General features: G+C 34.4%; 23 protein-coding genes. All 23 read left to right on the plus strand.

Annotation, left to right across the window (positions count from 1 at the left end; translation table 11 throughout):
* Nucleotides 1-5: 5 nt before the first annotated feature.
* Nucleotides 6-1154: a UDP-galactopyranose mutase gene (gene glf, locus AB6B24_RS02510; protein WP_195935454.1), complete on the plus strand. Its 1149-nt coding sequence runs from the start codon at nt 6-8 to the stop codon at nt 1152-1154.
* Nucleotides 1155-1226: 72 nt separating this feature from the next.
* On the plus strand, nt 1227-2336 hold the full coding sequence (locus AB6B24_RS02515; RefSeq protein ID WP_311802512.1) for a DUF6270 domain-containing protein: 1110 nt from the start codon (nt 1227-1229) through the stop codon (nt 2334-2336).
* A 21-nt stretch (nt 2337-2357) separates the two neighbouring features.
* Nucleotides 2358-2816 (plus strand): glycerol-3-phosphate cytidylyltransferase, encoded by a 459-nt coding sequence (gene tagD, locus AB6B24_RS02520; RefSeq protein WP_153241363.1) that lies wholly within the window; start codon nt 2358-2360, stop codon nt 2814-2816.
* Between the two features lie 18 nt (nt 2817-2834).
* Nucleotides 2835-3266, plus strand: coding sequence for a hypothetical protein (locus AB6B24_RS02525; protein ID WP_047206368.1), 432 nt, complete (start codon nt 2835-2837; stop codon nt 3264-3266).
* 20 nt (nt 3267-3286) lie between these two features.
* Complete coding sequence (locus AB6B24_RS02530; RefSeq protein WP_311802513.1) at nt 3287-4474, plus strand: CDP-glycerol glycerophosphotransferase family protein; 1188 nt, start codon at nt 3287-3289, stop codon at nt 4472-4474.
* Complete coding sequence (locus tag AB6B24_RS02535) at nt 4464-5579, plus strand: CDP-glycerol glycerophosphotransferase family protein (protein WP_311802514.1); 1116 nt, start codon at nt 4464-4466, stop codon at nt 5577-5579. The genes AB6B24_RS02530 and AB6B24_RS02535 overlap by 11 nt, the downstream gene beginning before the upstream one ends.
* 10 nt (nt 5580-5589) lie before the next feature.
* Nucleotides 5590-6510 (plus strand): LCP family protein, encoded by a 921-nt coding sequence (locus AB6B24_RS02540; protein WP_311802515.1) that lies wholly within the window; start codon nt 5590-5592, stop codon nt 6508-6510.
* Nucleotides 6511-6695: 185 nt separating this feature from the next.
* Nucleotides 6696-7931, plus strand: a complete 1236-nt coding sequence (locus AB6B24_RS02545) for a phosphopentomutase (protein WP_311802516.1) — start codon at nt 6696-6698, stop codon at nt 7929-7931.
* Nucleotides 7932-7986: 55 nt separating this feature from the next.
* Complete coding sequence (locus tag AB6B24_RS02550; protein WP_029343730.1) at nt 7987-8256, plus strand: zinc ribbon domain-containing protein; 270 nt, start codon at nt 7987-7989, stop codon at nt 8254-8256.
* Nucleotides 8257-8326: 70 nt separating this feature from the next.
* Nucleotides 8327-9031, plus strand: coding sequence for a purine-nucleoside phosphorylase (gene deoD / locus AB6B24_RS02555; protein ID WP_038601359.1), 705 nt, complete (start codon nt 8327-8329; stop codon nt 9029-9031).
* A 139-nt stretch (nt 9032-9170) separates the two neighbouring features.
* Nucleotides 9171-9617: an ASCH domain-containing protein gene (locus tag AB6B24_RS02560; RefSeq protein WP_195935448.1), complete on the plus strand. Its 447-nt coding sequence runs from the start codon at nt 9171-9173 to the stop codon at nt 9615-9617.
* An 83-nt stretch (nt 9618-9700) separates the two neighbouring features.
* The gene (locus AB6B24_RS02565; RefSeq protein ID WP_010905638.1) at nt 9701-10027 is read left to right on the plus strand and encodes a heavy metal-binding domain-containing protein; all 327 of its coding nucleotides are present in this window, start codon (nt 9701-9703) and stop codon (nt 10025-10027) included.
* 155 nt (nt 10028-10182) lie between these two features.
* On the plus strand, nt 10183-11850 hold the full coding sequence (locus AB6B24_RS02570; protein ID WP_311802517.1) for a formate--tetrahydrofolate ligase: 1668 nt from the start codon (nt 10183-10185) through the stop codon (nt 11848-11850).
* A gap of 108 nt (nt 11851-11958) precedes the next feature.
* Nucleotides 11959-12552 carry a C40 family peptidase gene (locus tag AB6B24_RS02575; RefSeq protein WP_038601356.1) on the plus strand — a complete coding sequence of 198 codons (594 nt, stop codon included), beginning with the start codon at nt 11959-11961 and terminating at the stop codon, nt 12550-12552.
* Between the two features lie 137 nt (nt 12553-12689).
* Nucleotides 12690-13535, plus strand: coding sequence for an amino acid ABC transporter substrate-binding protein (locus AB6B24_RS02580; RefSeq protein ID WP_311802519.1), 846 nt, complete (start codon nt 12690-12692; stop codon nt 13533-13535).
* A gap of 266 nt (nt 13536-13801) precedes the next feature.
* Nucleotides 13802-14689, plus strand: a complete 888-nt coding sequence (locus AB6B24_RS02585) for an amino acid ABC transporter permease (RefSeq protein WP_153241371.1) — start codon at nt 13802-13804, stop codon at nt 14687-14689.
* Between the two features lie 11 nt (nt 14690-14700).
* Entirely contained in the window at nt 14701-15453 is a 753-nt protein-coding gene (locus AB6B24_RS02590; protein WP_004255031.1) for an amino acid ABC transporter ATP-binding protein, read from the plus strand.
* A gap of 1 nt (nt 15454) precedes the next feature.
* Complete coding sequence (locus AB6B24_RS02595) at nt 15455-15682, plus strand: DUF4059 family protein (RefSeq protein ID WP_004255037.1); 228 nt, start codon at nt 15455-15457, stop codon at nt 15680-15682.
* A gap of 194 nt (nt 15683-15876) precedes the next feature.
* Nucleotides 15877-16803 carry a thioredoxin-disulfide reductase gene (trxB, locus tag AB6B24_RS02600; protein ID WP_010905642.1) on the plus strand — a complete coding sequence of 309 codons (927 nt, stop codon included), beginning with the start codon at nt 15877-15879 and terminating at the stop codon, nt 16801-16803.
* A 141-nt stretch (nt 16804-16944) separates the two neighbouring features.
* On the plus strand, nt 16945-17193 hold the full coding sequence (gene secG / locus AB6B24_RS02605) for a preprotein translocase subunit SecG (RefSeq protein ID WP_003130913.1): 249 nt from the start codon (nt 16945-16947) through the stop codon (nt 17191-17193).
* A gap of 249 nt (nt 17194-17442) precedes the next feature.
* Entirely contained in the window at nt 17443-19896 is a 2454-nt protein-coding gene (gene rnr / locus AB6B24_RS02610) for a ribonuclease R (RefSeq protein WP_311802521.1), read from the plus strand.
* 18 nt (nt 19897-19914) lie between these two features.
* Nucleotides 19915-20502: an isochorismatase family protein gene (locus AB6B24_RS02615; protein WP_003130916.1), complete on the plus strand. Its 588-nt coding sequence runs from the start codon at nt 19915-19917 to the stop codon at nt 20500-20502.
* Nucleotides 20503-20581: 79 nt separating this feature from the next.
* Nucleotides 20582-21640, plus strand: a complete 1059-nt coding sequence (locus AB6B24_RS02620) for an endonuclease/exonuclease/phosphatase family protein (protein ID WP_311802643.1) — start codon at nt 20582-20584, stop codon at nt 21638-21640.
* Nucleotides 21641-21665: the final 25 nt, after the last annotated feature.

The raw sequence follows: 21665 nt of genomic DNA on the forward strand, positions 1-21665 counted from the left end.
TAAAGGTGCAATTTAATACAAAAAACTATGATTACTTAATTGTTGGAGCAGGCCCTTACGGTACAATTTTTGCGCATGAAGCAGCTAAGCGTGGTAAACGTAGCTTGATTATTGAGCGACGTGCACATGTTGGTGGAAACATGTACACTCATAAAGAACATGGTATCAATGTCCATGACTTTGGAGCACACATTTTCCATACAGACAATAAAGAAATTTGGGATTATGTTAATCAATTTACAGAGTTCAATGGGTATATTAATCAAGTAGTAGCTAATTATAAAGGTGAACTTTATAATCTTCCATTCAATATGAATACTTTTTATCAAATGTGGGGAGTGAAAACTCCAGAAGAAGCAGCGACAAAAATTGAGGAGCAAAAAGTTGCTGCAGGTCTTTCAGGTATTCCAAAAAATCTTGAAGAACAAGCGATTTCATTGATTGGGACAGATATCTATACAAAATTGATCAAAGGTTACACTGAAAAACAATGGGGGCGTAAAGCAACAGAACTTCCAAGTTTTATTATCCGTCGTTTGCCAGTTCGTTACACTTTTGATAATAACTATTTCAACCATCGATATCAAGGGGTTCCAGTAGATGGTTATAGAGCAATTTTTGATAAGATGCTGGATTCTGATTTGATTGATGTACAAGTAAATACTGATTTCTTCTCAAATAAAGAGGATTATTTAGCGGAATTCCCTAAAATTGTTTATACAGGGATGATTGACCAATATTTCAACTATGAATTTGGAGAATTAGAGTATCGCTCAGTTCGTTTTGAATCAGAAACTTTTGAAACAGATAACAAGCAAGGAAATGCTGTTATTAATTATACAGATGCTGAAACTCCGTTCACTCGGGTGATGGAATGGCGTCATTTTGACAAAAAAGGCGATGATAATAAAACAATCATCACTAAAGAATATCCTCAAGATTGGGATCCTACAAAAGAAGCCTATTATCCTGTCAATGATACAAAAAACTCAGAACTTTTTAAGAAATATCGTAAATTAGCGGATAATGAAAAAACGGTTATTTTTGGTGGTCGTTTGGGAAATTATCAATATTATGATATGGACCAAGTTTTTGGACTTGCCTTAAAAAGTATCGAAAAAGAATTTGGTTTTGAAGGTAGTGATAAATTTTAGAGTTGAGGGCTTTAATAACTTAATAAGTAAAATCTTTAAAACTGTTGTTTGTTTAATTAAAAAGGAAAAAACATGAAAAATCGAGTGGCAATTATTGGTTCAGACTTATCAAGAGAACTTTTTGATAAAAGTAAATCTAATTTTGAAGTTGTACTTTATCGAAAAAATCTTTCATTTATTTCACTTATGGCAAAAGCAGTTGATTACAATTTTAATCAATTAGATAAGGAAATAAGCTTTGAAAAAGCTGAACAAATATTGAATGAATTAGATAAAGAAACTTTAAGCAGTTTAATTGTTGCGCAGCCAGACTTATTATTATTGGATTTTTATAGTGATGTTTTTCATGGAGTAGTGGAGACACAAGACCAAAGTTTCTTGACAAATTCCTTTGAAAATATGGCGGAAGTTTATTCTTTTTCTCATATTAAAATAAAAAGGGTTTTGAATTCTAACCATTCGGTTCAAGAATTTATCAACTATTCTTCGCTTTGGTGTAAGGCTTTTAATCTCTTTATTGAATCTGTTCAAAAATATTTACCAAATACAGTCATTTTGATTAATAGCATTGAATTTTTCAAAGAGATAGGATTTAACAGCAATATGAGTCAAGTTTGGCAGAGGTTTAATGAATATGCAGAAAAAAAGGGACTTCCAGTAATCTATGATTCAACAGAAATTTCTCGATATCTAAGAAAAGAGGAAGTTGAGATTTCAGAAGCTTCTCTCAAGTACAATCTAATCAGAAATGCAAGTTTTAGTGAGGGGAAGAAGTATTGGCGAGATGACTCTAATGAATATTTTGTAGAAAATGGCATATTAGAAATCGAAAGAACAAGTATGGATGGATTCACTATCCTTCATAGTTCGCCTATTCAAATTCCAAATTGTGAATATGTAACTCAGAAATTTGAGATTTCTATGGAAGTTTGGGTTGAAAATTTATTTAGTTTACACTTAAATGATGCGTTTTTTTATGTTTGGACTTATGATGATAAGGTGAGTAGAGAGCTTCGAGAAGTCAAGATTTATTCTTCAAAATTAGAAAACCTTAGTTCAAGGAAGTGGAAGCATATAAAAATTGAATTATATTGCAAAGGTAGATATTTGGAATTAGGTCCTCATATGGTGGGAGCGGGACATTTTCGATATCGAAATTTATCATTAACACTGAAAAAGTAAATATAAAAAAGAGAACTTTAAATGGATAAAGAAAAAGTAGTTTTAGTTGCTGGAACGTTTGATATCTTGCATGAGAGTCATGTTAATATGCTAAGAAATGCTAAAAATCTTGGAAGTAAGTTAATTGTGATGCTATCAACGGATGAATTTAATAATGAAAAGGGGAAAAAGTGTTTTCAAGACTATGATACAAGAAAGTATGTTTTAGAATCAATTCGTTATGTGGATTTAGTTGTACCAGAGCAGTCTTGGAATGATAAAAGTCTTTATATTGATATGTTCGATGTTGATATTTTTGCGATGGGAGATGACTGGAAAGGAAAATTTGATTTTCTAAAAGAAGAATTTCCTAATTTGAAAATTATGTATTTTCCACGTGGTAAAGTTTCTTCTTCAAATATAAAAAAGGAAATTGGAAAACTTTACTCAAAAAGGGAAAGTAGTCATAATACTACCAAACGAATAAGTGATAAGAGCTAATTAATAGAAAAAGAGTGTATGAGCGATTTAAGTCTGATTTTTTCTAAATTTTCTTTTTTAGGAAATCCAACTAAACTAATCAAAATATTTTTGCAACTTGAAAATTTGATAAAAAAACAAAAATCAAATTATCCTAAACCAGATGTCAGTGATGAGTTATACGTTAAAGTCGAAGATGATATCTATCGATTGCATAAGAAAAAGTTTATTAAAGAAGTGATCTTACCAAATGAAGCAAACGTGATTATTATTTCAAAATTAGCGCTTGCTAATTCTTTAAAAATTGTAGGTAAACCGGAAGATGGTGATCTTAATCAAATTTTAAAAGCTTTGCGTAAAGAAAAGGATTTGAAAAAGTGTCAAGAAATTATTAATGAAATTTCAGATTCGTTTTTAACAAATTTATCAATTAAAGAGTTGATAAAAATTATTCGAAAACAAATGAGCTAAAATCATTTGAAAGGGGAAAAATGCTAAATTTATTAGTCAAAATGCGATTATTAATACTTAGAAAAATGTTATCTCTTTTCCTTTTGATTTTAGGGAAATTTGTAAAAACAGATGATAAATTGGTTATTTTCGCTTCTTTTAATGGAAAGGCTTATTCAGATAATCCAAGATATCTTTTTGAATATTTAAGAGATCATGAGGAATTTGCTAGTTATCATTTTGTCTGGGCTTTTAAAGTAAAACGGTCCGTTAATAGGGCTAAGGTAGTTAAATTTAACTCATTTAGTTATTATTATTTACTTTCCAAAGCAAAGTATTGGGTATTTAATTCAAAAATGGCTCCTTATTATCATAAAAAGGGGGAGCAGGTTTATTTACAAACTTGGCATGGAACGCCTTTGAAACGTTTGGGACATGATATTTTAGATAATGGTATTACTTATTATCGAAGTCGTTTATCTTATCAGCAGATGCTTAGGAGTTATGACGAAGATAGTCGGCATTGGGATTATTTGATTTCGCCTAATCCTTTTTCAAGTCAAGCTTTTACTAGCGCTTTTAATCTAGATAAAGGGAAACTATTGGAAGTTGGGTATCCGAGGGTTGATTGTTTGGTAAATGTTGATTCTAGTAAATGTATGGAACTAAAACAGCGCTATGGTTTGCCAATTGATAAAAAAATTGTTCTCTATGCTCCAACTTGGCGCGATGATTCTTTTGGAATAAAAGGATATAGATTTAAATTGGCTGTTGATTTTTATAAGTGGAAGAATCACTTAGGTGATGACACAGTTATTTTGTTTAAACCTCATTATTTGATTTCTAATGTTTATCAGGTTCCGAATGATTTGAGTGATTTTGTGTATCTTATGGCAGCAAGTGCGGATATTAATGATGCTTATTTAATGAGTGATGTTCTAATTACAGATTATTCTAGTGTATTTTTTGATTATGCGAATTTAAACCGTCCAATTTATTTTTATATGTATGACTTTGAACAATATGAGCAAGAATTAAGGGGATTCTACTTAAAGGTTCCTGATGAGTTGCCTAATGATGTGATTAGAACAGAAAAAGAATTGTTGAGAAGAATTAAAGAAGATATCTTTGACTATGACCGTTTGCAAGCATTTAATCAAGTCTTTAATTCATGGAACGATGGCAAAGTTAGTTCTAAGGTTGCTAAGAGGATTTTTTATGAAAACTAAATCAATTATTTTGACAATAATTCTTGGAATTTTTTATCCTTTTTCCCTCATTTTGAGGGTGAAGAAGAATCGGATTACTTTTATTTCTTTGGAACATGATAATTTATCAAAAGATTTTAAGTTGATTTATGATCGGTTGAACGAAAAAAATAAATATGAATTGCGGACAGTTTTGTTCAAATTTGAATCATCACTTTGGGGAAATATAAAATATGGTTATGCTTGTATTCGCCAATTATTTTTGATTGAAAGTTCACGTTTAGTCATTATTGATTACAATAATTTTGTTGTTTCCAAGTTTCCACACCGTAAGAATGTTAAAGTTTTGCAGTTGTGGCATGCGACAGGCGCTTTGAAAAAATTTGGAAATGATGTGGAGCGAGACTATATCGTTAATCATTATGACTATACGATTGTTAACTCCGACTTCTTAAAACCAATTTTTGCGCGTGCATTTAATGTTATAGAGGATCAGGTTTTTGTTACTGGAATTCCAAATAATGATAAGATTTTCGACCAAAATTTTGTTGACTTGACTTATCAGAGATTGCTAGGGAAATATCCTCTTTTAAAAGGAAAGAAAATTATTACATATGCTCCAACATTTAGAGGACGGATTAGTACGCATTTTAAGGAAGCACTGGTTGATATGGAAAAGGTTCATCAGGCAATTGGAAATGATTATATAATCATTTATAAAAGTCACCCACTTATTCAGCATTCAAATTATGAAAAAAATGAACATGTTTTATATATTCAAGATGAGTTGATTTCCTCACTTTTTTGCGTGACAGATATTTTAGTGACAGATTATTCGGCAATTGCAATTGATTGGATGGTCTTTAATAAACCAATTATTGCTTATAGTCCTGATTTAATGACATATTCACATAAGCCTGGATTTACGATTGATTATGAAAATGAATTTCCAGGGCAAGTCACTAAAAACGAAGATGAGTTAATTAACGCAATATTAGCTGTTAATGGTGAAAAAGAGAGTGATGATTTGAAACGGCAATTATTTACTGATAAAATGTATAAATTTCGAGATGGAAAATCAACGGACCGAGTCTTAGATTTGATTGAGTCAATTATGGCAGGTTAAGGAGAATAAAATGGTTAAATCTAGAGTGGCAGAAGATGGAAGGCAAATAAAACGTGGAAACAAAAAGAAGAAGAGGAAAGGTTTAAAAATATTTTTATTTGTACTTTTGTTTTTTATCATTATTTTAGGAGCTGTTGGTGGAAAAGTTTATTTTGATTTGAAAACAGCCGTAACGAAGGCTTATGTGAATCCGCCAACACAAATGACCTCTGTTTCCTTAAAAAAGAAAGAGGCATTTACGACGGCAATTCTTGGAATAAGTAAAATTGATGGGAAAGATGTATTGGTGTCGGCAAATTTGGCAGCAACAAACCCTCGTTTACAACAAACTACCGTTATCAATCTTTCTACAAGCGCCATACTTCCAGACAAGCAAACCTTACTAAATCTCTATAATTCTGAGGGAGAAGCTGCGGTTATTAAAGAAATGGAAAATCTTCTTCAAGTTAAAACCAATAAATTTGTAAGAATTGAATTAGATCAAATGGGAGAATTAGTTCAAGCGATTGGTGGTGTATCCATTCAAAATGCTAATGGATTTGCTGCACAAGGATTTAAGTTTCCTCAAGGAACAGTTGTTTTAAATAAAGCAGAGGAAGTGGCAGCATATTTTACTTTGTTAAATGCTGGAGATACTAAAAAAGCTTTTGCACGTCAGCAAGAAGTTGTAATGGCAGTCGTAAGTAAAGTTAAAAGTCCACTTATTTTACTTAGACATTATGGGGAAATTTTGACAACATTTCCAAAAGTTTTTAACACAAGTTTCAATTTTGGAAATGTTAAGGCTTTAGCATTAAATTATCATAGTGCAACACGTATTAAAGAAATTAATATCCATAGTGAAAAAGTAGTGGAACAGTCAGGAGTGACGACAATTTCACAAGCAAATCTTGATTTGGCAAAAATACAATTTCAAGAAAGTTTAAAATAAAAGAATAAAAATCATTAGATAAAATTTCTAATGATTTTTTTATGACAATTATTAATCAAAAAAGTAGATTTTAGAAAGAAAATTGTATTTTTTTAACAGCTTTGACTGCCCTTTTTGGAAGAGTTTATGTATAATAGAATTAGTTAGTTTTGCTATTGATATAGCAGCAGAAATGGAGAGATATAATGCCTAAAAAATTTGGTCGTATTCATCTTGTTGTAATGGACTCTGTCGGAATTGGTGCTGCACCAGATGCTGACAAATTCTTTAATCATGACGTTGAAACGCATGAAGCAATTAATGATGTGAACTCAGACACGATTGGTCATATTTCAGAAATTCGTGGGCTTGATGTGCCTAACCTTCAAAAATTAGGTTGGGGAAATATCCCGCGTAAAAGTCCGCTCAAAACGGTTCCAAAAGCTGATAAACCAGCAGCATATGTCACTAAACTAGAAGAAATTTCAAAAGGTAAGGATACAATGACTGGACACTGGGAAATTATGGGCTTAAATATTCAAACGCCTTTCCCAACTTATCCAGAAGGTTATCCAGAGGATTTACTTGAAAAAATTGAAGAATTTTCTGGCCGTAAAATCATTCGTGAAGCAAATAAACCTTATTCTGGAACAGCAGTCATTGAAGATTTTGGTCCTCGTCAATTGGAAACTGGTGAGTTGATTATTTATACATCAGCAGACCCTGTTTTGCAAATTGCGGCACATGAAGATGTCATTTCTCGTGAAGAACTTTATAAAATTTGTGAATATGTTCGTTCAATTACCCTTGAAGGGTCTGGAATCATGATTGGTCGAATCATCGCTCGTCCTTATGTTGGAGAAGCTGGAAACTTTGAACGGACTGATGGACGTCGTGACTATGCTTTATCACCATTTGCTGAAACAGTTTTGGAAAAACTTTATAAGGCTGGAATTGATACTTATTCAGTTGGGAAGATTTCAGATATTTTCAACACAGTAGGTGTGAAATATGATATGGGGCATAATCATAACGATATGGACGGGGTTGACCGTCTGCTTAAAGCAATGACAAAAGCTGAGTTTACTGAAGGATTTTCTTTCACAAACTTAGTTGACTTCGATGCTAAATATGGACATCGTCGCGATGTTGAAGGTTACGGAAAAGCAATTGAAGACTTTGACGGTCGTTTGCCAGAAATCATTGATGCAATGAAAGAAGATGATTTGTTGATGATTACTGCTGACCACGGAAATGACCCTTCATACGTAGGAACTGACCATACTCGTGAATATATTCCACTCGTGATTTTCTCTAAATCATTGAAAGACCCTAAAGTTTTACCAGTGGGACATTTTGCTGATATTTCAGCAACTGTTGCCGAAAACTTCTCTGTTAAGAAGGCTCAAACTGGTGAATCATTCTTGGATGCTTTGGTTTAATAGGAAAAAATTTCTGTCAGTAAGTTTTACTGACAGAGTTTAGAAAGATTTATTTATGGCTAAGAAAGCATTTTGTCAGTCGTGTGGAATGCCAATTGCTGATGATTCTTATAAGGGAACTGAAGCAAATGGAGAGTTTTCAACAGACTATTGTATCTATTGCTATATGCAAGGACGATTTGTCCAACCCGAACTTACTTTTGCTGAAATGGTTGAAATTGGGCGAAAAGGTTTAGATAATAATTCAATGCCCAAAATGCAAAAATGGCTTTTCAAAAAGCTTTATCCAATGCAACTCAAAGGTTTGAAACGCTGGAAAAATTAAGTTCTTAACTTACTGATGGAAATTCTGTCAGTAAATTTGATAATTATATTAAAAGAAAAGGAAATTAAAAATGCCAACACCACATATCGAAGCTCAAAAAGGCGAAATCGCAGATAAAATTCTCTTACCAGGAGATCCACTTCGCGCAAAATTCATCGCAGAAAACTTCCTTGAAGATGCTGTGCAATTTAACCAAGTTCGCGGAATGCTTGGCTTTACTGGAACTTACAAGGGTCATCGTGTTTCTGTTATGGGAACAGGAATGGGAATTCCTTCAATCTCAATCTATGCTAATGAATTAATTACAGAATACGGTGTAAAAAGATTAATTCGTGTTGGGACTGCAGGTTCTGTAAATGAAGAGGTTCATATTCGTGACCTTGTCATTGGGCAAGCAGCTGCGACAACTTCAGCGATTATCCGTAATGATTTCCCTGATTTTGATTTCCCACAAATTGCTGATTTTGATTTGCTTGATAAAGCATATCATATTGCAAAAGACCTTGGAATTACAACTCACGTTGGAAATATTCTCAGCTCTGATTTGTTCTACGGTGGACCAGATGCAGTTAAAGTTGGAAAACTTGGTGTGAAGGCTGTTGAAATGGAAGCTGCTGGCCTTTATTATCTTGGGGCAAAATATAAAGTTCAAACTTTGGGAATTATGACAATTTCTGACCATATTTTGACTGGAGAGTCAACAACTTCTGAAGAGCGTCAATTGACTTTCACAGATATGATGAAAGTTGGATTGGAAACTTTGATTTCTGAATAATTAGTTAAAGTTCTTGTCTTAATGGCAGGACTTTTTTATTTATTATCAATAAAAATGCATTTAATCATCTGTGCTTAAAAATTTTTGATATGATGGAATAAATAGGAAAATAAATTTTCCTTCAAACAAGGGAGAAAAGATGACTTACGAAGATTTTATCAAAGAAGCAGGATTGGCAAGAGAAAATTTTAGATGGGCTTGGGCATTTTGTAATGAGGTTGATGGTCCAATAACTGAGCCAGAATTGGCTGATAAACTTTTAGATTTAGTATTAGAAGGAAAGAAAAGTGCGACGGCTAGCGCTGTAGCTGAGTATGGTGAAGATGAACCATTCCCTTCAGTTGATGGAAAATTTGATATTTTACTAGATGGAAAAGGTCAACCAAGAGCTGCTATTACAACTTCTAAAGTTTATGTGCGAAATTTTTTTGATGTCAGCGCTGAACATGCTTTTAAAGAAGGAGAAGGGGACCAAAGTTTAGACTACTGGCGGGAAGTTCATCAAGACTTTTGGAGTGATTTAAAAGTATATAGTCCTGATATGGAAGTGCTTTGCGAAGAATTTGAAGTTCTTTACCAAAACTAAAAGTAGTAAATAAAAAATGTTGACTATTTTTTAAGTCGTGCTATAATTATTTTAAAATTATGCTTTATGAAAAGAGGGATATGATGGAAGAAATACTTATTGTGACTACAAATGAAGTGGCTGGTTATCGAATTACTGAAGTATATGGTGAAGTTTTCGGATTAACAACGCGTTCAAGAAATTTATTTTCAAGTGCTGGTCAACAAATGAAAACAGTTGTGGGTGGTGAAATAAATGGTTATACAAAACTTCAACATGAAACCCGTGAAACTTCGATTGATCGTATGAGAGAGGAAGCTAAAGCCAAAGGAGCAAATGCAATTGTTGCGATGCGTTTTGACTCATCGACTTTCCAAAATATTGATTCTGTCGCTGCTTATGGAACAGCTGTTAAAATTGAAAAAATCTAAAGGCTAGCGAAAACTAGTTTTTTTATTTCCGAACAATTTTTAGTTAAGCCTGCCAAAAGAAATACTATTAAGGGAAAATTCCTTCATTTTTTGTTAGAATAATATTAAAATTAGTATAATTAAACTCAAATATGAGATGCCTTTAGAGGAGAATTATGAAAACGGATATTGAAATTGCTCAAGCTGCTGACATTCAACCTATTACCAAAATTGCTGAAAAGATTGGACTATCATTTGATGATATCGAACTTTATGGTAAATACAAAGCTAAAATTCCTTTAGAGGTTTTAGATAAATTTGACCAACAGTCTGAAGGAAAACTTGTTTTGGTGACATCAATTAATCCCACACCTGCTGGTGAAGGAAAATCGACAGTTACTGTCGGTTTGGCTGATGCGTTTGCAAGACAAGGTAAAAATGTAATGGTGGCCTTGCGTGAACCTTCTTTAGGGCCTGTTATGGGAATTAAGGGTGGAGCTGCTGGTGGTGGTTTTGCACAGGTATTGCCAATGGAAGATATTAATCTTCATTTTACGGGCGATATTCATGCGATTACAACTGCCAACAATGCTATTTCGGCATTTCTTGATAATTCGCTTCATCAAGGAAATCCGTTAAATATCGACCCAAGAAGAATCATTTGGAAACGTGTTGTTGATTTGAATGACCGTGCCCTTCGTCATGTCACTGTTGGACTTGGTGGCCCTTTAAACGGTATGCCCCGTGAAGATGGTTTTGATATTACAGTAGCCAGTGAAATTATGGCGGTTTTATGTTTGGCAACTTCAATCAGCGATTTGAAAGAACGTTTAGGAAAAATTGTTCTGGCTCAGTCTTATGACCGTAAACCTGTAACCCTTGGTGATTTAGGGGTTCAAGGGGCTATTGCGATGCTCTTGAAAGATGCACTGAAACCAAACCTTGTTCAGACAATTGAGGGAACGCCAGCTTTGATTCACGGTGGGCCTTTTGCCAATATTGCGCATGGTTGTAATTCTGTTTTGGCAACAAAAACGGCCTTAAAACTATCGGATATTGTCATTACAGAAGCTGGGTTTGGAGCTGACCTTGGTGGTGAGAAATTTTTAGATATCAAAACTCGTCAGCTCGGAAAACAACCTGATGCGGTAGTAATTGTGGCTACGCTTCGTGCACTTAAAATGCATGGTGGCCTTGATAAAAAAGAATTGACTAAGGAAAACGTAGAGGCCGTTAAAAAGGGCTTTGCTAATTTAGAACGTCATATTAAAAATATGCAGAGTTACGGTTTGCCAGTAATTGTGGCAATTAATGAGTTTGCATCAGATACTAAATCTGAAATTTCAGCATTAAAAGAGCTGACAGAAGCATTGGGAGTTCCAGTTTCATTGACCCAAGTCTTTGCTAAGGGTGGTGAAGGTGGTTTAGATTTGGCCGAAAAACTGTCAGGAATGTTACAAGAAAAATCTGATTTTAGCTATCTTTATGACCTAAAAGAGCCATTATCAGATAAAATTGACAAAGTTGTGACAGAAATTTATGGCGGTTCCAAAGTCAATTATTCACCAAAGGCTAAGCGTCAGATGAGAGAAATTGAAGAAAATGGTTGGAATGATTTGCCAGTATGCATGGCTAAAACTCAATATTCATTTTCAGACCAACCAAATCTTTTAGCGGCGCCAGAAGGCTTTGAAGTTACAGTTCGTGAGCTACTTCCAAAAATTGGAGCTGGATTTATCGTTGCTCTTTTGGGGGATGTGATGACAATGCCAGGGCTTCCTAAAAATCCAGCAGCTTTAAAAATGGATGTCACTGATGATGGAAAAATCTCAGGATTATTTTAGAAATGAGTTTAAGTGATTTTGTTACGTAAAGATTAAATGTAAATTTTTTCGGTAACAAATTTACAAAAAATTAAAAGCTTGTAAAACCGCTTGTCAGGCGGTTTTTTTGTGTTATACTTGCTAACAATGTTGAAAAAAATAATTATTTCTGCAGCACTTCTTACAAGTTTTAGTGCTGCCCTGATTGCGAATCCTGCAAAAGCAGATTCAGTATTTGATGATAATAAGGCACAAAGTTCACTGACAGATTTGTCAGCAGCAACAAATTCACTTGATGTTTTAACAAAAACAATGAATGATACTGTCAGTGCCGTTTCAAAAGTAGAAAAAACACAAAGTGCGGCTAAAGAAGTTCAGACACGAGCTGACAAACTTGTCAGTACAGCCAAAAAATATTTAGGTGTTCCCTATGTTTGGGGTGGAACTACACCAGCTGGCTTTGATTGTTCAGGATTCACAAGTTACGTCTATAGAGAAGTTTTAGGTAAAGAAATTGGTCGTACAACTTGGGACCAAATTGCAAGTGGAAAACAAGTCGGCCTTGACCAAGCCAAAGTTGGAGATTTGATTATCTTTTATGGTGGAGACCATGTGGGAATTTATCTTGGAAATGGCCAAGTGATTCATGCACCACAACCTGGTGAGTCAGTTAAAATCAGTTCAGTTACTGATATGTCGGCTGATTTTGCATTAGAGTATTAAATATAATAGAAGGAAATAGCATTTATTGCTATTTTTTTGTTATTCTTATAGCTAAATCTGGCTATAAGTTTTTTTTATGGCAAAGGACTTAAGTTCGTGTTAAGATAGGTCTATCAAATTTTTAAAGGGGAACTTTTATGAGAACATCACTAAAGGTCACATTTGCCGCTCTTTCACTTATCGCTGCTGGAACTTTGGTTGCATGCTCATCAGGTTCAAAAGATTTATCAGATAAAGCAACATCTGTTGTGATTGCGACAGATGGGGCAACAAAGCCATTTACTTATTCAGATAGTCAAGGAAATTTAACGGGTTACGATATTGAGGTTGCTCGTGCGGTTTTCAAGAAATTGCCACAGTATAAAGTGAAATTTCAAGTGACAGATTTTTCTGGGATTTCACCAGGGATTGATTCTGGCCGTTACCAAATGGGTGCTAATGATTTTGGTTGGGAAAAAACGAGAGCTGAAAAATATTATTTCTCATCACCACTGTCAAAATCAAACAATGCAGTTCTTGTGAAGTCTGGGACTTACAAAACTTTGGCAGATTTGGCTGGGAAATCGACAATTGGTAATCCAGCATCAAATTATACAAAGTCAATTCAAGATTGGAACAAAGCCAATCCAGATAAAGAAATTAAAATTAGTTACTCAGCAGATTCTACTTCAATTAACACAAGATTCACGCAAGTTGAATCAGGAAAAATTGATTTCATGCTTTATGATAAGATTTCTTTAGAGTCTGCAGTTAAAGAACAAGGTTTTGACAATCTAAAAATTGAAGATATCAGTATGGATACTGGTGATGCTGAACATGACGGTTATGAATATTTCCTCTTTGGCAAAGATTCGCAAGGTAAAAAACTTCAAAAAGATGTGAATGGAGTTTTGGCAAAAATGCAGGCTGATGGTAGTTTGGCGAAAATTTCCAAGAAATATCTTGGTGGGGATTTCGTGCCAAAAGCAGAAATGTTTAAGTAAATTTTACTGACAAGAAATTTAACCTAAAATCGAAGAGCTGTCAGTAAAATATTTGTCTCTTGACCAATCAAAATTTACTGACAGCTCAGTTCGTAAAAAATAGGAGAAAAAAAGACCAAAATTTTGTATAATAGTAGAAGTGATGGTCAGGTAAAAATCGAACTTATAAGTAAATGTAAAAATATTAAATGATAAGTTCAATAAATCCGAATAAACTCTGTCACTTTTTTACTGACAGAGTTTTCCCTATTAGAAAAATAAAAAATATGAAAAAAAATAAAAAAATAATTCTTGGGATTGTCTTGCTTTTGGCTTTAATTATCTTGCCAGCTCTTCCCTTTCTCTTAATCAAAGGTCAGTATAATTTTCATGACTTTTGGACCATGTTTTTCACAAAGATTTTTAGTTGGTCAGCATTTGTAGATGCCTTTTTACCAATTATAAAAATGATTCCGTCGTCTCTTGAAATGACAATAATTGCCATGGCCTTTGGGTTGCTTTTAGGACTCATTCTTGCTTTGGTTCGTATTAATAAAATTCCAATTTTGAATCAATTGCGTGCTTTGTTTGTTAGTTTCATTCGTGGAACCCCTATTTTGGTACAATTATACCTTTCATATACGGGGATTCCGTTGATTTTAAAAGCAATCAATATGAATTATGGAACGAATTTTAATGTCAATACAATTCCAGCTATGCTTTTTGTCATTGTTGCCTTCGCACTCAACGAAGGGGCTTATAACTCGGAAACAATTCGTGCTGCAATTCAATCCGTTGATAAAGGACAAATCGAAGCAGCCAAATCACTCGGAATGACAAACTTCCAAGTTTTTATGCGCGTGACTTTACCTGAAGCAGCAACCGTTGCAACGGCTCCTTTAGGAAACGCTCTGATTGGACTTTTGAAATCAACTTCACTTGCCTTCGTTGCAGGTGTGGTAGAAATGACAGCTCGTGCTCAAATTATTGGGGGCTCAACCTTCCGTTTATTTGAAACTTATTTAGCCTTAGCTTTAGTTTACTGGCCAATTTGTATTATTTTTGAACTCTTAATTCGTGGATTAGAGCGTAAATTAGACGTAAGAATGCCAAATGACAAACGTAAAAATCGTGCACAAATTTCATTGAGCAAGAACCCATTTAACCAAGCCTAAGGAGGACGATAATGATTAAAATTACAAATATAAGTAAAACATTTTCGGGTAATCAAGTTCTCAATGACATTAGCTTGGAAATTGAAGAAGGAGATGTTGTTGCCCTTATTGGCGCTTCTGGTGCTGGTAAATCAACCTTTCTCCGGGCTTTAAATGATCTTGAAAGACCAGATAGTGGTCAAATTGAAATTGATGACTTAAAGATTGATTATTCGACAATCACAAAGCAAGAAGTACTTGAACTTCGCAGAAAGACTGGAATGGTTTTTCAACAATTTAATCTTTTTGAACGTCGGACTGCCCTTGAAAATGTAATGGAAGGGTTGATTCAGGTTAAAAAATTATCTAAGGCGCAAGCAAAAGAGATTGCCGAAGCTGAATTAGATAAGGTTGGTCTAACTGACCGGAAAGATTACTATCCAAAATTTTTATCAGGTGGTCAAAAACAAAGGGTTGGAATCGCTCGTGCTTTAGCGATGCAACCAAAACTTTTACTTTTAGATGAACCGACATCTGCCCTTGACCCTGAATTAGTTGGTGAAGTTCAAGAAGTGATTTTAAATGCCGCTCAAAATAAACAAACAATGGTTCTTGTCAGTCATGAAATGGACTTTGTTTATAATGTAGCAACAAAAGTGCTTTTTCTTGAACAAGGGAAAATCATTGAAGCGGGAACTCCTCAAGAAGTTTTCTACTCACCAAAAAATCCTCGTACACGAGAGTTTTTATCACGTCATGTCAAGAATTTAGAGGTTAATAACTAAAATGATGATTTTACAGTTTTATTTAAAAGGTCTATTAATTTCAGCTATCTTTGTTTTATTGGTAGGTGGATTATATGCTTTCACTTACCTTGTGCGAAATACGAAAAAACCGTGGACTGAAAGAAGAAATCGAATTTTTGATTTAATTTTAGTTGGTATTTTAACGACGCCTATCCTGAGTTTTGCTGTTTTAGGAGTACTTGTAATACTAAGAATTCGTGGACTTTGATTTCTATTTATGCTTTAAATAAATCTAATTAATGGAAAAATATCGTTTGACAATGTAAAATGGTGCTATAAGATTTTAGATATTAGAAAAAAGAGTTTTTAGAACTAATAAAAAATGGCTCAAGTTTGCTGAAATGCTAGCTTGAGTTTATGAATTTAAGGGGAGTTCTTTAGCTCTTAGAAAAGGGATTAAAAATGACAGAAAAGAAATATGATGTTGTCATCATTGGTTCAGGCCCTGCGGGAATGACTGCAGCGATGTATACTGCACGTTCTGAAATGAAAACTTTGCTTTTAGAACGTGGTGTTCCTGGTGGTCAAATGAATAACACAGCTGAAATTGAAAATTATCCTGGCTATGAAACAATCATGGGTCCTGAACTTTCAATGAAAATGGCTGAACCTTTGGAAGGTTTAGGTGTAGAAAATGCTTATGGTTTTGTGACGGCTATTGAAGACCATGGGGATTACAAAAAAATTATCACAGAAGATGATGAGTTTGTCACTAAATCAATTATTATCGCGACAGGAGCTAATCACCGTAAGCTTGAAATTCCCGGTGAGGAAGAATATGGGGCTCGCGGAGTTTCCTACTGTGCCGTTTGTGATGGTGCTTTCTTTAGAAACCAAGAAATTTTAGTTATTGGTGGTGGTGACTCTGCTGTTGAAGAAGCTCTCTACTTGACTCGTTTTGGTCAATCCGTAACAATTATGCATCGTCGTGATAAATTGCGTGCACAAGAAATTATCCAACAAAGAGCTTTCAAAGAAGAAAAAATCAACTTTATTTGGGATTCTGTTCCTATGGAAATTAAAGGGGATGACAAAAAAGTTCAATCCGTTGTTTATAAAAACGTTAAAACGGGTGAAGTAACTGAAAAAGCTTTTGGTGGAATCTTCATTTATGTGGGACTTGACCCAGTTGCTGAATTTGCTGGTAATCTTGGAATTACTGATGAAGCCGGTTGGATTATTACCGATGACCATATGAGAACAAGTCTACCTGGTATTTTTGCCGTAGGTGATGTTCGTCAAAAAGATTTCCGTCAAATCACTACAGCTATTGGTGATGGAGCGCAAGCAGCTCAAGAAGCTTATAAATTTGTAGCTGAACTTGATTAAAATAAAAAATTACTGACAAAATCGTCAGTAATTTTTTATTAAAGGATTCGGAATGACTTTTAATCGAAAATATGGTAAAATGTAAGTAACGCAATTTTGAAAAAGGAGATTAGGTTTATCGCCTAAGTAATTTATAAGACTATGGAAAAAGTAATTTATGACATTTTGCTTGTTGCAATGCTTGTAGTTTCAGCATTTATTATTGTAGCGATTTTCATGCAACCTTCAAAACAAGATGGAGCAGCAGATGCTTTTTCGGGTGGAACAGGTGAATTGTTTGAACGTCGTAAAGCGCGCGGTTTTGAGGCAGTGATGCAGCGTTTTACAGCAATCATGATTGGCTTATGGTTAGTTATTGGATTTGCTCTTGTTGTTTTATCAACACGTTAAAATTGCGGGCTGAAAACAGTCCGTATTTTATTTTCTTATAAATGTTTTTCTAATTGTGTCAAATGTTTAGTTGTCCAAATTGTCAGTGGTAGAATTGATTCTATCAGTCAAAAATGTCTGATAAAATGATTAATACCACTGATAATCTCTTAAAATATTAGCTAAAAAATCAAGTTAATATTTGAAACAAAAAAAGAAAGGGGCTTTTTGTCCAATTTTTGTGGTCAAAAAGTTCATTGAGAGAATATAATGAGTATTAGAGAAGTAATCATGGACTATCTTGAGAATAGTTCAAAAAAAGCACTGTCAGTAGAAGAATTGTCAGTTGCGTTACATATGAATAAGGCTAAAGATTACAAAGTATTTGTCAAAACTTTAGCTTCACTAGAAGCCGAGCATTTGCTTAATTTTACTGCAAAAGGTAAAGTTGAGCTAGCCGAAAAAGAAGAGGCAAAAGTTGTCATCAGCGGAATTTTCCGGGCCAATGCAGCTGGCTTTGGTTTTGTCAGTATTGATGCTGAAGAACCAGACGTTTTTGTCGCAAGAGGTCAAACGGCTTTCGCTCTTGATGGTGACGAAGTTTTTATTGAAATTGATAAAAATGCCAATGCGCTCAAAGGAACTTCTGCTGAAGGACATGTTGTCGAAATCATTCGCCATGACGTCCATCAGGTTGTTGGAACCTTTGTAGCTTTGAATGATGATGAAAAAGAGCAAACAGGACTGATTGGTTTTGTTAAATCTCGGAATAAAAAAATCCCTTATCGTGTTTATTTAGGAAATGAAGGATTAATTCCTGAAAATAAAGCGATTGTGCGTGTTGAAATCACTCATTATCCAGATAAGGAATTTCCACAGACAATGCAAGGATTAGTCACTGAAATTATTGGTCAAGCAGATGATCAAGGAATTGACGTTTTGGAAGTTTTGGCTTCAATGGATATTGTTTCTGAATTTCCAAAAGAAGTTTTAGACCAAGCTGAAGCTGTTCCAGAAGAAGTTCCAGAAAATGAAATTGTGGGACGGGTCGATTATCGTAATGAAATCACTTTTACAATTGATGGAGCAGACGCAAAAGACCTTGATGATGCTGTGCATGCTAAACGTTTGGAAAATGGAAACTATGAATTAGGAGTACATATTGCGGATGTTTCACACTACGTCACTGAAAATTCTCCATTAGATAAAGAAGCTTACGAACGTGGAACTTCTGTTTATGTGACGGATCGAGTAGTTCCAATGCTGCCCGAACGTCTCTCTAATGGAATTTGTTCATTGAATCCTCGAATCAATCGTCTAACACAATCTTGTGTCATGGAAATTAGTCCTGAAGGTCGAGTGATCAACTATCAAATTTCTCAATCAATTATTAAAACGACAGAAAGAATGACTTATGATGCCGTTAATCAAATGATTGCAGGAGATGAAGCAGCACTTGAAAAATATGCTAAAATTGCAGATTCTGTAAAAATAATGGTTGAACTTCACCATATCTTAGAAGCCATGCGTAAAAGACGCGGGGCCATTGATTTTGATACAGTAGAAGCGAAAATCATTGTCAATGAAAAAGGACTGCCAATTGAAATTAGAAAACGGACACGTGGCGTTGCTGAGCGAATGATTGAATCATTCATGCTTGAAGCGAATGAAACAGTTGCGACACATTTTGAAGCACACGGTCTGCCTTTTATCTATCGGATTCACGAACAACCAAAAGCTGACAGATTGCAACGTTTTATTGATTTTGCGGCAACTTTTGGAATGCAGATTGAAGGAACTTCAAGTGGCATTGATCAGAAGGTTTTACAAGCTTTCATGAAGAAAATTAAAGGTCAGCCTGGCGAAATGGTCTTGTCAACTATGTTGTTACGGAGTATGCAACAAGCGCGTTATTCAGAAAACAATGAGGGCCACTTTGGTTTAGCTGCGGAAAATTATACGCACTTTACTTCACCAATTCGTCGTTATCCCGATTTGTTGGTTCATCGATTGATTCGTGAAATTGGTGAGGGGAAAACACCAGCTAATATTTTACAAAAATGGGAAGATAAAATTCCTGAAATTGCAGAACATTCTAGTCATCGTGAACGCCGAGCGGTTGATGCTGAACGTGAAGTTGAAAAAATGAAAAAAGCCGAATTCATGGAAGAACATGTGGGTGAAGAGTTTGAAGGGATTATTGCTTCAGTTACTCGTTTTGGAATGTTTATTGAACTTGAAAATACGATTGAAGGTTTAGTTCATATTTCAACCCTTAAAGGTGATTATTTTAATTATCAAGAACGAATGTTGGCGCTTATTGGCGAACGAAGTGGACTTACCTTTAAAATTGGTCAGCCTATTAAAATAAAAGTTGTCAAAGCTGATAGAATGACTGGGGAGATTGATTTTGAATATCTACCTTCAGAATTAGATTTGATTGATAAAGCAGCGAAAGCTAAGAAAAAACCTGATCATAAAGGTCGCAAAAAATCAAATCAATCTCTTAAGGTTAAATCAGTAGCGCCAAAATCTACTGACAAATCTGCTAATAAATCAAAAAATGTCAGAAGAGCTGACGAGAAATCTGAATTTGATAAAAAGAAAAAGAAATCAGCCAAGAAACCATTTTACAGTAAAGCTGCTAAGGGCAAATTTACTGACAAAAAAGATAATGGCAAAAAATTTACTGACGGAAGAAAAAAGCCACATAAAAGAGGCTAAAATTTGAGAGAAAAAAATATGACAACTTTAAATTTAGAAAAAACAGCCTTGGTTATTATTGACCTACAAAAAGGAATTGCAGGGCGTGAGGGATTTGCTCCTTATTCTGCGCAAGAGGTTTTAGCCAAAAATAAAGAACTTGTAACAAGTTTAAAAAATACAGGCGCATTAATTGTTTTTGTTCACGTCAAAAACTATGGTGGCGAAACTTTAAAACCAAAAACTGACAATCCAGCTGTTGCACAAGGACAAATTCCGGCAGATTTTGCTGATTTTGTCATGCCTGAAGCTTATGATAAAGAATATAATAATGTCATTCATGTCGCTAAACATAACTGGGGCGCATTTTACGGCACGGATTTAGATGTCCAATTACGTCGTCGTGGAATTGATGAAATCCTCTTGACTGGAATTGCTACAACTATCGGTTGTGATACTACGGCCCGTGAAGCTTTCCAGCATGGTTATCAAGTTATTGCTATTGAAGATGCAATGACAGATTTTAATGGACAACTCCATCAAGGAATTGTTGAGGGAATTTTCCCACGCCTTGGACGAGTTCGCTCAACACAAGAAGTTTTAAAAATGATTGAAGAAAGTAAATAAGTTTGGGATAAATATTTTACTGACAGACTGTTTAGGAGTGGCTGTCAGTAAATTTTCCTAGAATTATTTAGTGAATAATATGAAAAATCGCTTAAAGTTAATTGGAAAAATCCTTGTCAGCATTATTTTAGTATTTGCTCTGATTATTGGGTCTTATGTCATCTATGTTTATGCACAATATCATCGCCTTCCTAATGATATGAAGCAGACAATTAAAAATCCTCAAACTCAGCAAGTTGAGCTGGGGCAAACCTATAAAATGATGACTTTTAATATCGGTTATGGGTCTTACCCTCCTTCTTTCAATTTTTTCATGGATGGTGGGGATGATGTGCGAGCTTATAGTAAATCTGCTGTCAAATCTGCAATTCAAGAAGATATCAGACTTATTAATAAAGAGAAGCCAGACTTTGGAAATATTCAAGAAATTGATTGGCAAGGAGATCGCAGCCAACAAGTAAATGAACCTCAAATGGTTCGTGCTGGTCTTTCCGATTATACCAGTGTTCTGACACAGAATTACGATTCAGCCTATCTTTTTTATCCGGTGACCAAGCCAATTGGAAAAGCTAAATCTGGAATTATGACTTATTCTAAATATGAAATTGAAAGTTCAACAAGATATAAGTTGCCTATCGAAACTAATTTTAATAAATTTTTTGATTTAGATCGAGCTTTTTCTGTCAGTATTTTGCCAATTAAGAATTCAGATAAAAAATTCGTAATCTTTAATACACATCTGTCAGCATTTATTACTGACCAAAAAATTCAAAAACAACAATTATTGACTTTATTTGATGAGATGAAAAAGTATGTTTCTAAAGGAGATTATGTCATTTGTGGGGCTGATTATAACCATGCCCTAGCTGGTAAAGCTCATCCAGAATTAACATGGATGAAGGAATTTCCCACGGAAAATTTGACAAAAGGAATGCGAGTGGTCGCACCAACCAATGCACCAACAGTTCGTTCACTTGATTATGCTTATGATAAGAAAAATCCCAAAAATACATTTGGAATTATTGACGGATTTCTTGTTTCAAATAATATAAAAGACTTAAAAATACAAACCATTGATAACCAATTCAAATCATCGGACCACCAGCCGGTCGTCATGGATTTCTCTTTGGAAAAGTAAAAAAAGCGCTTAGCGCTTTTTTATT

Source organism: Lactococcus sp. AK05 (assembly GCF_041026685.1).
GTDB classification, from domain to species: domain Bacteria; phylum Bacillota; class Bacilli; order Lactobacillales; family Streptococcaceae; genus Lactococcus; species Lactococcus lactis.